Annotated in this window: 14 protein-coding genes; 10 read left to right on the forward strand and 4 right to left on the reverse strand. The window is 66.1% G+C overall.

The features are described 5' to 3' along the window. The first annotated feature begins 224 nt into the window (after window positions 1-224). The 6 genes from LH128_RS09170 to LH128_RS33280 all read left to right on the forward strand — a co-directional run bounded on the left by LH128_RS09170 (window position 225) and on the right by LH128_RS33280 (window position 3,011). Complete coding sequence (locus tag LH128_RS09170; RefSeq protein ID WP_008829337.1) at window positions 225-467, forward strand: twin-arginine translocase TatA/TatE family subunit; 243 nt, start codon at window positions 225-227, stop codon at window positions 465-467. A gap of 20 nt (window positions 468-487) precedes the next feature. Then, window positions 488-901: a Sec-independent protein translocase protein TatB gene (gene tatB, locus LH128_RS09175; protein WP_008829338.1), complete on the forward strand. Its 414-nt coding sequence runs from the start codon at window positions 488-490 to the stop codon at window positions 899-901. Window positions 902-923: 22 nt separating this feature from the next. Then, window positions 924-1,754 (forward strand): twin-arginine translocase subunit TatC, encoded by an 831-nt coding sequence (gene tatC, locus LH128_RS09180; protein WP_008829339.1) that lies wholly within the window; start codon window positions 924-926, stop codon window positions 1,752-1,754. Window positions 1,755-1,830: 76 nt separating this feature from the next. Then, complete coding sequence (locus LH128_RS09185) at window positions 1,831-2,088, forward strand: ribbon-helix-helix domain-containing protein (RefSeq protein ID WP_008829340.1); 258 nt, start codon at window positions 1,831-1,833, stop codon at window positions 2,086-2,088. A 13-nt stretch (window positions 2,089-2,101) separates the two neighbouring features. Further along, window positions 2,102-2,416 (forward strand): type II toxin-antitoxin system RelE/ParE family toxin, encoded by a 315-nt coding sequence (locus LH128_RS09190; protein WP_008829341.1) that lies wholly within the window; start codon window positions 2,102-2,104, stop codon window positions 2,414-2,416. Window positions 2,417-2,507: 91 nt separating this feature from the next. Then, a complete protein-coding gene (locus tag LH128_RS33280; protein ID WP_327195121.1) occupies window positions 2,508-3,011 on the forward strand; it encodes a hypothetical protein in 504 nt (167 codons plus the stop codon). A gap of 52 nt (window positions 3,012-3,063) precedes the next feature. Here the strand turns inward: LH128_RS33280 and LH128_RS09195 are convergent, their stop codons facing one another. The 4 genes from LH128_RS09195 to LH128_RS09210 form a co-directional block, all read right to left on the reverse strand. After that, window positions 3,064-4,755: an amidohydrolase gene (locus LH128_RS09195; protein WP_008829342.1), complete on the reverse strand. Its 1,692-nt coding sequence runs from the start codon at window positions 4,753-4,755 to the stop codon at window positions 3,064-3,066. Then, window positions 4,752-5,687: an NAD(P)-dependent oxidoreductase gene (locus LH128_RS09200; RefSeq protein ID WP_008829343.1), complete on the reverse strand. Its 936-nt coding sequence runs from the start codon at window positions 5,685-5,687 to the stop codon at window positions 4,752-4,754. Before LH128_RS09200 ends, LH128_RS09195 begins: the two co-directional genes overlap by 4 nt. Window positions 5,688-5,872: 185 nt before the next feature. Continuing rightward, window positions 5,873-7,150 carry an SPOR domain-containing protein gene (locus LH128_RS09205; protein WP_008829344.1) on the reverse strand — a complete coding sequence of 426 codons (1,278 nt, stop codon included), beginning with the start codon at window positions 7,148-7,150 and terminating at the stop codon, window positions 5,873-5,875. A gap of 15 nt (window positions 7,151-7,165) precedes the next feature. After that, window positions 7,166-7,885, reverse strand: coding sequence for an AAA family ATPase (locus tag LH128_RS09210; RefSeq protein WP_008829345.1), 720 nt, complete (start codon window positions 7,883-7,885; stop codon window positions 7,166-7,168). Window positions 7,886-8,103: 218 nt separating this feature from the next. On the opposite strand from LH128_RS09210, the gene LH128_RS09215 reads away from it, so the two are divergent. The 4 genes from LH128_RS09215 (at window position 8,104) to bfr (ending at window position 11,267) form a co-directional block, all read left to right on the forward strand. Beyond that, window positions 8,104-9,171 carry an SPOR domain-containing protein gene (locus tag LH128_RS09215; protein ID WP_008829346.1) on the forward strand — a complete coding sequence of 356 codons (1,068 nt, stop codon included), beginning with the start codon at window positions 8,104-8,106 and terminating at the stop codon, window positions 9,169-9,171. Further along, on the forward strand, window positions 9,150-10,445 hold the full coding sequence (locus tag LH128_RS09220) for a DUF418 domain-containing protein (protein WP_008829347.1): 1,296 nt from the start codon (window positions 9,150-9,152) through the stop codon (window positions 10,443-10,445). The genes LH128_RS09215 and LH128_RS09220 overlap by 22 nt, the downstream gene beginning before the upstream one ends. 66 nt (window positions 10,446-10,511) lie before the next feature. Beyond that, window positions 10,512-10,706, forward strand: coding sequence for a (2Fe-2S)-binding protein (locus LH128_RS09225; protein ID WP_008829348.1), 195 nt, complete (start codon window positions 10,512-10,514; stop codon window positions 10,704-10,706). A 72-nt stretch (window positions 10,707-10,778) separates the two neighbouring features. After that, on the forward strand, window positions 10,779-11,267 hold the full coding sequence (gene bfr, locus LH128_RS09230) for a bacterioferritin (RefSeq protein ID WP_008829349.1): 489 nt from the start codon (window positions 10,779-10,781) through the stop codon (window positions 11,265-11,267). The last annotated feature ends 210 nt before the right edge of the window (window positions 11,268-11,477 follow it).

Raw genomic sequence — 11,477 nt, forward strand, 5'->3', positions numbered from 1 at the left:
CGACGAATTGCGCGCGGCGGGCCTGCTCGACCCGGTTGACGAGGACATGATCGAGACGGCGCTGGGCAGCAAGAATCCTCGCATACCGGACAACGCGGATTCCGAAGATGACTGACGTGCGACCGGTGAAGGACATAACCATGACGGGCTGGCAACTTGGCATCAAAGCGCCTACATGCCCCCTATGACCGGTCGGAATCGACCGCGCTTTTGGAGTTGAGGTTATGGGTAGCTTCTCGATCTGGCACTGGCTGATCGTTCTCGTGATCGTGCTCGTGCTGTTCGGACGCGGCCGCGTTTCGGAAATCATGGGTGACTTCGGCAAGGGCATCAAGAGCTTCAAGGACGGCATGAACGAGGAAGAGGCCAAAAAGGCCCAGGAAGCCTCGGCTCCCGCCGCCCAGATCTCGTCGCAGAAGGCCGATCCGGCGCCGACCGCGACCGAAGTGAAGAACGAACAGGCCTGAGCGCTCGGGGCTGATCGGGGATGTTCGACGTCGGTGCATCCGAACTGTTGATGATCGTCATCGTGGCGGTCGTCGTCATCGGTCCCAAGGACATGCCGATGGCGCTGCGCACGGCTGGCCGCTGGATCGGCAAGATGCGCAAGATGTCGAACCATTTCCGGTCCGGCATCGACGCCATGGTGCGCGAGGCCGAACTGGAGGAAATGGAGCGCAAGTGGCGCGAGCAGAACGAGGCCATCATGAAGGCGAGCCCGCAGCTCCCCTCGATGAATCCTACTGCCGACGACATGCAGGCGCCCGCCGTTTCGGAACCTGCCCTTTCGCAGCCTGAACCTGCGGTATCGCCCGTTGCCGATGACGCGCCCGAGAAATCCGCAGAGGTGAAGACCGAAAACCGGCAGGCCGAGCTGCACCTGCCTCCCCCGCCGCCCTGATCCGTGGCTTGAGGCAGAAACCATGCAGCCCTTCCGCATTTCCGATATCGACGACACCCAGGCGCCGCTGCTCGATCACCTGATCGAGCTTCGGGGCCGCCTGCTGCGCGCCTTCATGGCTTTCGCGCTGGCCTTCGCGGTGTGCTTCTACTTCGCGGGCGACATCTTCGCTTTCCTCGTCCGCCCGCTGACCGAGGCGTTCCCGCCCGGACAGGGCAAGCTGATCTACACCAAGCTCTACGAGGCGTTCTTCGTCGAGGTGAAGATCGCGATGTTCGCGGCGTTCTTCGTCAGCTTCCCGGTGATCGCCAACCAGATCTGGCAGTTCGTGGCGCCCGGCCTCTACGCCAAGGAAAAGAAGGCGTTCCTGCCCTTCTTGATCGCGACGCCGGTATTGTTCACGATGGGCGCGGCGCTGGCCTACTACGTGGTGATGCCCACGGCGTTCCACTTCTTCCTCACGTTCGAGGGACAGAAGGGCGGGCTCAAGCTGGAGGCGCTGCCGGGCACGGGGGATTACCTCGCGCTGGTGATGCAGTTCATCCTGGCGTTCGGGATCAGCTTCCTGCTGCCGGTGCTGCTGATGCTGCTCAACCGGGCGGGCATGGTGACGCGCGCACAGTGCGTGGGCGCGCGGCGCTATGCGATCGTCGGTATCTTCATCGTCGCCGCCGTGGCGACCCCGCCCGACGTCGTCTCGCAGCTGCTGCTGGCGGTGCCGCTGCTGCTGCTGTTCGAGGGCACGCTGGTGTTGATGTGGTTCACCGAACGCCGCGACGCCAAGGACCGCGCGCGCGAGGAAAAAGCCGTCGAGGAAGCCGCCAAGGCTGCCGGACACGCTGCGGCGGAGTAATGGGCGGCGGAGTGACGCCGGGCTCGCTTGCCAGCGTCCTCGATATTCCACTATATTGGGGCGAAAGGTGCGTGTGATGAACAAGCCCATGACCCTCAATGTCCGGATCGGCGGCGCGCTGGGCGACTTCGTGGCCGCCAACGTGGGCGAGCATGGCTCCTACGAAAACGTCAGCGAATATGTCCGCGACCTGATCCGACGCGACAAGGCGCGGCTCGAAGCGGAGCAGTTCCAGCGGCTCGAAGCCGAACTGCACCGGGCGTTCGCCGCGCCCGAATCGAGTTATTCTTCGCTGGATGCGGAAGCGGTGATCGCACGCAATCGCCCCAGTTGAGATGGCGGCTGAAATGGCCGGCTTCACGGTCTCCGCGATCGCTGGCCGGCGGCTCGACGAAATCTTCGTATATACACGCGACACATGGGGCGAGGCGCAGGCGGAAGCCTACATTCGCGGCCTGTTCGCCTGCTTCGAGCGGATCGCGCGGTGCGACCAGCCATGGCGCGCCATTCCGGTCGAATTCGGCGTGGACGGCTATTACTGCCGTCATGAGCACCACTACGTCTACTGGAGGCTGCTTGGTGACGCTACGGTGGGCATCGTCACCATCCTTCACGAACGGATGCACCTGATGGACCGCTTTCGCGAGGATGATCGAATTTAATCGGTGCTGTGAGAATGTGGAAAATAAGTTGGGGCTATGGCGACCTGCCTCGATCACCGTCTAATTATGGCTACGGGTTTTCCACGAGGGAATGATGGTTGGAATTGCAGAAGCTAAAGCCGCATATGACGGAATTAAAGCCGCGATAGACATGACACGGGGTGTAGCGGCTCTCAATTCCGAAACGGATATCAAGCTCGCTATAGTGGATATACTGCGGCAGTTGCTTGATGCACAGCAGGCCACGTTGGCCGATCGTGAAAAAATGTCAGAACTGCGCAGCGAAATTGAAGGGTTGCGAGCACAGCTTGCGGTTCGGGCGCGATGGGACGATGAGCGCTTGCGCTATCAATTAACTCAATCGCCTCTCGGTGCCTTCACATACGACTTGAAAGCCGATTTCCGATCCACGGAACCCTTTCATCGAATTTGTACAACGTGCTTCGAGAATGGGAAAAAATCTATTTTACACGTCAAGGCCAAGCATAACGGAGGCGAGACTGTCCATTGCGCAACTTGTAAAACAGATCTTACGCTTTCGCCGTTCGAGGCAACGTTCGCTGTATCGGGAGATCGATACGATGATCTATATTAAAAAGTCAGAATTATTATTTGAGCGCAGTCCGCTGTCTGTAGCGCTCTGAAGGTTACCGCCGCACCCCCGCCTTGCCGCCGTCCTGCGCGGCCGACCATGCCAGCCGCCCGCCGATCCACGTTTCCAGCACATGCGTGCCGCGCAAAGCCTGCGGGGCGGCGGTCATCGGGTCTTCGTCCACGAACAGGAAGTCCGCGCGCATGCCCGGCGCAATGCGGCCGAGGCGGTCCTCGGCGAACAGCGAGTACGCCGCGCCGGTGGTGTAGGCGCCCAGCGCCGCCTCGCGGGTCAGGATCTCCTGCGGCTGCCAGCCGCCCATGGGCTGGCCGTCGGCGCCGGTGCGGCTGATCGCCACCGCGAGGCCCTCGAAGGGATGCGCGGGCTCGACCGGGGTGTCGGAGCCGAAGGCCAGCTTCGCACCCGCCGCCGCGATCGACTTCCATGCATAGGCGCCCGCCAGCCGCTGCGGACCGAGGCGCGCCTCGGCCATGACGCGGTCGGAGGCTTCGTGCTGCGGCTGCATGCTGGCGATCACGCCGTTGCGGCCGAAGCGCGGGATGTCGGCGGGGTCGACGATCTGGGCATGCTCGATGCGCCAGCGGCGATCACCCTTGTAGGTCTGCGACAGTTCCTCGATCGAATCGAGCACGGTGGCGTTGGCCTCATCGCCGATGGCGTGGACCGCGACCTGGAAGCCGTCCATCGCCGCGCGGCTCATCAGGTTGCCGAGCTGGGTCTGGCTCATCTGCGGCAGGCCCTTGGTGGCGGCATCGTCGGCATAAGGCGCCTTGAGCCACGCCCCGCGCGAACCCAGCGCGCCATCGAGGTAGAGCTTCACGCCGTTCATCTTGAGCCGGTCGTCGTCGATCCACGGTGTCGGGCCGGGGCCGCCGATCAGCGTCATCGCTTCGATCCCGCCCGCATAGGCGACCACGCGCATGCGCAGCTGGTGCTTGTCGGAGGCGCGGCGGAAGGTCTGCCAGTCCTCGATCGAGGTGCCCATGTCCGCCACGGTGGTGACGCCCGCGGCAAGGAACTGCAGCTGCGCTTCGCCGAAAGCGGTGTCGGCATCCTCGGGGCGAGGCTTGGGGCGCTTCTTCTCGACGAGCGCGGTGGCGGCGTCGACCAGCACGCCCGCCGGGGCCTTCGACCCCGCGACGCGCAGCACTTCGCCGCCTGCCGGATCGGCGGTGCTGGCGGTCACGCCCGCAGCGGCCAGCGCGGCGGAGTTGGCCCAGCCCGCGTGCCCGTCGATGCGGGTGAGCCAGGCGGGCTTGCCGCCGGTCACGGTGTCGAGTTCGGCGGCGGTGGGCATGCGGTCCAGCCCCCAGCTCGCCTGGTTCCAGCCGCCGCCGAGGATCCACGGCGCCTCGGGATGCGCGGCGGTCCATGCGGCGATGCGCGAAAGGGCCTCGTCGAGCGACTTCGCCATCGACAGGTCCAGCGTCATCTTCGCGAAGCCGGTCGCCATGACGTGGCCATGCGCATCGATCATGCCGGGCACGAGGATGCGGCCCTTGCCGTCGACCTTGTAGTCCACCTTCTTGGGTCGCTTGTCGCCCTTGTGGAAGACTTGGGCGATCTTGCCCTGGGGGTTGATCAGGAAGCCCTCGAAGCGCTCCACGCCGCCCTTGCCGTCAGGGGTGACGCCCTCGACGTTGTCCACCAGCACGTCGGCGACGGCGGGAGTTGCCAGCACCGTACCCGAAAGCAGCGTGGCCGCTGCCGCAATCCATGACTTCACGATTTACCCTTCTGGGGGAGACGCTTGATGATGGCGCTCGTGTCGAGCCGCCCGCCGCCCGTGGCCTGCACGTCGGAGAAGAACTGATCGACCAGCGCCGCCACCGGCAGCGAGACGCCCAGGCCCCGGCCTTCCTCGAGGCTGAGGCCCAAATCCTTGCGCATCCAGTCGATCGCAAGGCCGAAGTCGAATTCGCCCGCGTCCATGGTCTTCCAGCGGTTGTCCATCTGCCACGACTGCGCGGCGCCGCCCGAAATCGCCTCGTAGACTTTGTCCATGTCGAGGTGCGAGGCCTGCGCGAAGCGCACCGCCTCCGCCAAAGCCGCGACGTTGCCGGCGATGCAGATCTGGTTGGCCATCTTGGCGATCTGGCCCGAACCCGCCTTGCCGACGTGGACGATGCGGCTGGAGTAGCTCTCCATGATCGGCCGTGCGGCTTCGAGCGCATCGTCGCGCCCGCCGCACATCAGGGTGAGGGTGCCGTTCTCCGCGCCGATCTGCGATCCGGTCATCGGCGCGTCGACGCAGTGGATCTTGAGGTCGCGCGCCTCGACCGAGATCTGGCGGGCGATGCGCGCCGAGACGGTGGTGTGGTCGATGAAAGTGCCGCCGCGCTTGAGCATGCGGAACACCCCGTTGGGGCCGAGCACGACGTCGGCAAGGTCGTCGTCGTTGCCGACGCAGGTGATGACCACGTCAGCGTCCTGCGCCGCGTGGGCCGGGTTGGCGGCGATGCGGTGGGCGAGGCCGGGGTTGGCGTCGCGCCACTTGCGTGCGCGTTCGGGCGTGCGGTTGTAGATCGTCAGTTCGTGCCCGGCCTGCGCGATGTGGCGCGCGATCGCGCCGCCCATGGTGCCGAGGCCGATCATCGAGACCTTGCGCGAGGGTACGGCCGGGGCGGCGGGGGCTTCGGAGGCGGTCTCTTCGGTCATGGCCCGTTCTTAGCGCCTTTTGGCCAAAAGCAAACCGGCGAAGGTAGCGAAACTCGTGTCGTCCCGGACTTGATCCGGGACCGATGGCTATCTTTAGGAATGGGCCATTCGGCAAGCCACCCCGCCGATGGGTGGGCTGTTCACGGCCAGCGGTCCCGGATCAAGTCCGGGACGACGTCATGTGATCAGCGGCTCGCCAGCATCGGCCTGCCACGCGCAGCGACCGCGCCCGGCAGCGAACGGCCATCCTCATAGGCGAGGCATTCGCCGCCGCGCCCCTTGACGGTCGAGCACATCGACTGCGCCACGCCGCGCGCGAAACCTTCGGCGGCGACGCGGTAATAGCGACGCCCGTTGACGTCGGCCTCGGTGATCCGCAGCGCATGGCTACGCAGAGAGGGGTCGCGCTTCTGGAAGATCGCCCAGGCCCGCTTGGCGCCGTCCATCGTGCTGAACGAGCCGAGCTGCACCAGATGGCTGCCCGACTGGCCAGTCACGGCCTGTTTAACCGGAGCGGCCTTCGCCGCCGCCTTCTTCACCTGCGGCTTCTGCATGCGCGCGAGGCTACCGTCGAAAGCGCGCTCGATCGAGCGGCGCGGCGCCTCGTCCGCGAACGCCATCGCCGGAGCGACCGGCGCAGGTGCCTCGGCGAAGACCGGAGCAGGCGCGGTCTCTTCGGCGGCCGGAAGTTCAGCAACCGGCTCAGCCGCAGCCATCATCACGCGCGGGGTATGATCGATACCGTTCAGTGCCAGCGCGGTGGGCTGGCCCGGATCGAGGCGCAGCGGCGTGCCCAGCAGGCCGGCGACGCGTGCGCGGCCCTGTTCGGGGCTCGCCTTGGCGCCCCAGTCTTGCAGGCGCGCTTCGAGTTCATCGCCCGAGACATCCTGCGACGCGATCACCCGCGCCTCGGCCCAGCGGCCGTCGAGGGCATAAGCATAGGCAAGGTTCTGACGCGTCTTGGCGTTGTTTTCGCCGCCGCGCACGGCCTGCGAAAGCACCTCGACGCCCTGCGCAGGCTGGCCCGCCAGCGCCACGGCGAGGCCGTAGTCGCTCGCCGGGAGCTTGTTGGCAAAGCGCTGCAGTACGTCGAGCGCCTCGGCCTTGCGGCCCGAACCGATGTAGGCGAGCGCGAGGCTAAGCCCCGTGCGCGGGCTGCGGTCGCCCAGCGCCAGCGCGTCCTCGAAGGTCGTGGCGGCCGAATTGAAGCGACCTGCGGCAAGATAGCCCTGCGCCAGTGCCGAGCGGGCGCCCATGTCGCGCGGCGACTTGGCGACGCGCGCCTCGACCTTGGAAAGGGCCCCCTCGTCCACTCCGGCGACCTGCCCCTCGGCGACGCGCGCGTCACCCGCGCTGGCGACACCGTGCGGCCCACCCGCGCAGCCCGCGAGCAGCGCCGCGACCATGGCCGAGCACAAGGTGAAGCCTGCGTTACGGGCGCTGTTGCTGTGGCGGTTCTTCATGGCATCTACCCCAAATCAGGCCGGAACACGGCGGCCGAAACCGCCCACCGGACGCAGCACGCCTCCCTGCACCGGCTGTCCGACAGCAGGCGCGGCGAAGATCGTGCGGCGAAAATTCTTTTCGAGACGGTCGGCGACATAGGCCCACAAGGCGGCCATCTCGGCGGCGGAGCGACCGTTCGGGTCGATCTCCATGACGGTGCGGCCGTCGATCATCGAGGCCGCGAAATCGGTGCGCTGGTGCACGGTGACCGGCGCCACGGTGCCATGCTGCGAGAGCGCGACGGCGGCCTCGGCGGTGATGCGCGCCTTGGGCGTGGCGCCGTTGACGACGAAGACCAGCGGTTTGCCCGACCGCTCGCACAAGTCGACGGTGGCGCCCACGGCGCGCAAGTCATGCGGGCTGGGGCGGGTCGGGATGACGATGAGTTCGGCGACGGCGATGACGCTCTGGATCGCGAGGGTAATTGCGGGCGGGGTGTCGATCACCGCCAGCTTGAAACCCTGCTGGCGCAGCACCTGAAGATCTGCGGCAAGGCGCGCCACGGTAGTCTGCGCGAAGGCCGGCATCTCCGCCTCGCGCTCGTTCCACCAGTCGGAAAGCGAGCCTTGCGGGTCGATGTCGATCAGCACGACCGGCCCGGCTCCGGCGCGCTGCGCCTGCACGGCAAGATGACCGGACAGCGTCGTCTTGCCCGATCCGCCCTTCTGCGATGCCAAAGCCAAAACGCGCAAAACCGATTCCCCTATACGGCGGGCGCAGTGCCCTGCCGATGGGAGTGCCAGATCGTTCCTAATTTACGGTTAATTGCTTAGAGGGGCGAAACCGGGCGTTCACCGGCGCAAGTGTGACGATTCAGAGTGCACCCCACGTTAACGCTTTTAGCTTACCACAATCCGTGGTTCATGGGGATCCTGGACCTTCTACGGGGCAGCACCGGAACACCGACGACGTGAGCAAGATTCTCCCGATACTCACCGCCGCCATGGTGGCGCTCGCCGTGCCTGCATGGAGCGCGGGACTCGCCGCCGACATGGCCGGAACCAGTGTAAAAGACGGCGTCGATGCGTGGTCCAGCGGCAATTACGACGACGCCGTGCGCATCTGGCAGCCGCTCGCCAACCAGGGCGACCCCGACGCGCAGTTCAACCTGGCGCAGGCCTACAAGCTGGGACGCGGCGAGCCGCTCGACCTGGCCCGCGCCGAGGATCTTTACGGCAAGGCCGCTGCCAAGGGCCATGTGCAGGCCGCCGACGCCTACGGCCTGCTGCTGTTCCAGCGCGGCGAGCGCCAGCGCGCCCTGCCCTATATCCAGAACTCGGCCGCTCGCGGAGATCCGCGCGCGCAATACATTCTCGGCGTCGCGCACTTCAACGGCGACCTCGTGCCCAAGGACTGGGTGCGCGCCTATGCGCTGGCCAGTCTTGCGCAGGCCGCCGGGCTCCCGCAGGCCAAGAGCGCGCTGGAGCAGATGGACCTTAACATCCCGCTGGCCGATCGCCAGAAGAGCGTCGTCCTCGCCCAGAAGATCGCGGCCGAAACGCAGGCGAACCTCCAGCGCCAGAGCGCCTCGGCCGAACTCGGCACCCGCCTCGCCATGGCCGAGCCGGTCCGCGCGCCAGAGGTGACCGAGGCGAAGCGCGCCGTCACCGAAGCCGCCCGCGCCGCCGGAACGAGCGATACCCTGCCCCGCAGCGCCGCTCCTGCGCCAATCAAGCCCGCGCCGGTCAAGCCACTTGGGCCGCAACCGGCACCTGCCCCCAAGCCCCCAGCACCAAAACCCGCAGCCTCCGGCCCGTGGCGCGTCCAGCTCGGCGCTTTCGGCGTGCCCGGCAATGCCGAGGCGCTGTGGGGCAAGATCAAGGGCCGCCCCGAACTTGCCGGTCATCCGCGCGCGCTGGTGCCCGCAGGACGGCTGACGAAGCTGCAGGCCACCGGCTTCGCCTCGAAGGCCGAGGCCGACGCTGCCTGTGCCCGCCTGACCGCCGGTGGCTTCGGGTGTCTGGCGAGCAGGGACTGACCCTCTCCGACCTCGCCGAAGAGGATGCGCCCGCCGCTGCCCCGGCGCGGCTGGAAACGCTTGACCTGATCCGCGGCGTCGCCGTGCTCGGCATCCTGGCGATCAACATCGCCGGGTTCGCCGGGCCGATGATCGGCACGACGACGCCGACGCTCCTCCATCCCGTCAGCCCGCTGGACGAGGCCGCATGGGCGTTCAGCTTCCTGTTCTTCGAGGGCAAGATGCGGGCGCTGTTCACCCTGCTGTTCGGCGCCGGGCTGGTGCTGTTCCACGAACGCGCGGAGGCGGCAGGGCGCGACGGCGACCAGATCCAGCTGCGACGGCTCGGCTGGCTGCTGCTGCTGGGGATCGCGCATTACCTGCTGCTGTGGTGGGGCGACATCCTGTTCCTCTACGCCGCCTGCGGCATCGCGGCGCTGCTGATGCGCCCGCTCAGCGACCGCATGCTGCTGTGGATCGCCCTTGCTCTCTACTACGCCTGGCACATCTGGGGGATGTTCGACGCCGCGACCGCCATCGACGCCGAACACGCCGTGCGCGACCACGTCGCCACGACGGAGCAACTGCGCCTGCTCGCGGCCCGGCTGCAGCCGATGTACGACTGGGCAGCGCAGGAAATGCACGAGGCCCGGCTTGGCTGGCTCGACCTCGTGCGGGTCAAGTTGATCGAACGCCCCTTCTGGCAGATCCAAATGATATCGGGCTCGTTCTCCGAAACGCTGCCGCTGATGCTGATCGGCATGGCGCTCTATCGGGCCGGCTTGTTCGATGGAACATTGCGCCGCAAGCGCCTCATCGAAGTCTCGCTCGCCTGCACGTTCGCGGGGATGGCCCTGACCGTAATGTTCCTCGGCTGGGCCTGGCCGCGCCATTTCCCGGCCGTCGCCATGCAGGCCGCGCTCGTATGGGGGCTCGCCATGCCACACGTACTGGGCGGCGTCGGCTATGCCGGGCTGCTGGTGCTCGCCGCACCCCGAATCGCGCCGACGTGGCTCGGCCGCCGCCTGATCGCCGCCGGGCGAATGGCGTTCAGCAACTACATCGCCACCAGCCTCGTCATGACTTTCGTGTTCTACGGCTGGGGCCTCGGACTTTACGGTCAGATCCCGCCTGCGCGGCAATGGCTGTTCGTGCTCGGCGGTTGGGCGCTGATGCTGGCGTGGAGCCCGGTCTGGCTGCGGCATTTCCGGCGCGGGCCGCTCGAATGGCTCTGGCGGTCGCTCGTGGAGCACCGCCTTTTGAACAATAAGCCGCTGAACAATCGTATGGCGTGATGCATTTTCGCTATTGCGATCCATTCGCACTCGCATATATTGAGCGAAGAACACAAGGATTCGCTCATGTACGTGTGCATCTGCAATGCCATCCGAGAGACCGAACTTCGCTGCGCAGCCCGCCGTGTGCGTGGCAATGCCGAAGCGATCTACGGCTCGCTCGGCCGCACCCCGCAGTGCCGCCAGTGCCTGGACGAAGCCGAAGACATCATCGCCGACGAAGTTTCGTCCGCCGGAATGGGAATAGCTGCCGCCGCGTAATTCATGACCTGACTTGCCCGACTCGACATTGCCGGATATAGGCCGCGGCTCCAGCATAGGAGTTTCCGCGCGATGAAGGGCGACCTCAAGGTTATCGAGTTTCTGAACAAGGCGCTGTTCAACGAGCTCACCGCAATCAACCAGTACTGGCTGCATTATCGCATGCTGGACAACTGGGGCATCAAGAAGCTCGCCGAGTACGAGCGCCACGAATCGATCGACGAAATGAAGCACGCCGACGTGCTGGCCGATCGCATCCTCTATCTCGACGGCCTCCCCAACTTCCAGAACCTGGGCAAGCTGCGCGTCGGCGAAACGGTCGAGGAAATCCTCAAGGCCGACCTCGCGCTCGAATACGACGCGATCCCGATGCTCAAGGAAGCCATCGCCCACTGCGAGACCGTGCGCGACTTCGTCAGCCGCGAGATCTTCGCCCGCATCCTCGAGAGCGAGGAAGAGCACGTCGACTTCCTCGAAAAGCAGTTCGACATGATCGCCCGCATGGGCATCCAGAACTACTGCCAGCTCCAGAGCAAGCCGGCCGGCGAATCGGAATCCTGATTTGCTTGTGAGAATGCCCTGCGGGGCATTCTCATGCGGCACCGGCCCACGCCCCCACCCGACCTCCCATCTATGGTACGCTCGTGGGAGGTCGGGTGGGCCGGATGCTCGCATTTGGGGCCGGTACCGCAAAATCCGCCTGCGGCGGATTTACCGACAGACCCCAACGGGAACCGCCGCCGCTGCCGTCGTTTATCGGATGGCAGCGGC

Origin of the sequence: Sphingomonas sp. LH128 (assembly GCF_000293195.2) — a bacterium.
In the GTDB taxonomy this organism is placed as follows: Bacteria; Pseudomonadota; Alphaproteobacteria; order Sphingomonadales; family Sphingomonadaceae; genus Novosphingobium; species Novosphingobium resinovorum_A.

What these genes read in the sequence shown, in the direction of transcription:
- LH128_RS09170 (WP_008829337.1), top strand. Translation starts at nt 225, where the DNA reads ATGGGTAGCTTCTCGATCTGGCACTGGCTGATCGTTCTCGTGATCGTG.
- tatB (WP_008829338.1), top strand. Translation starts at nt 488, where the DNA reads ATGTTCGACGTCGGTGCATCCGAACTGTTGATGATCGTCATCGTGGCG.
- tatC (WP_008829339.1), top strand. Translation starts at nt 924, where the DNA reads ATGCAGCCCTTCCGCATTTCCGATATCGACGACACCCAGGCGCCGCTG.
- LH128_RS09185 (WP_008829340.1), top strand. Translation starts at nt 1,831, where the DNA reads ATGAACAAGCCCATGACCCTCAATGTCCGGATCGGCGGCGCGCTGGGC.
- LH128_RS09190 (WP_008829341.1), top strand. Translation starts at nt 2,102, where the DNA reads ATGGCCGGCTTCACGGTCTCCGCGATCGCTGGCCGGCGGCTCGACGAA.
- LH128_RS33280 (WP_327195121.1), top strand. Translation starts at nt 2,508, where the DNA reads ATGATGGTTGGAATTGCAGAAGCTAAAGCCGCATATGACGGAATTAAA.
- LH128_RS09200 (WP_008829343.1), bottom strand. Translation starts at nt 5,687, where the DNA reads ATGACCGAAGAGACCGCCTCCGAAGCCCCCGCCGCCCCGGCCGTACCC.
- LH128_RS09205 (WP_008829344.1), bottom strand. Translation starts at nt 7,150, where the DNA reads ATGAAGAACCGCCACAGCAACAGCGCCCGTAACGCAGGCTTCACCTTG.
- LH128_RS09225 (WP_008829348.1), top strand. Translation starts at nt 10,512, where the DNA reads ATGTACGTGTGCATCTGCAATGCCATCCGAGAGACCGAACTTCGCTGC.
- bfr (WP_008829349.1), top strand. Translation starts at nt 10,779, where the DNA reads ATGAAGGGCGACCTCAAGGTTATCGAGTTTCTGAACAAGGCGCTGTTC.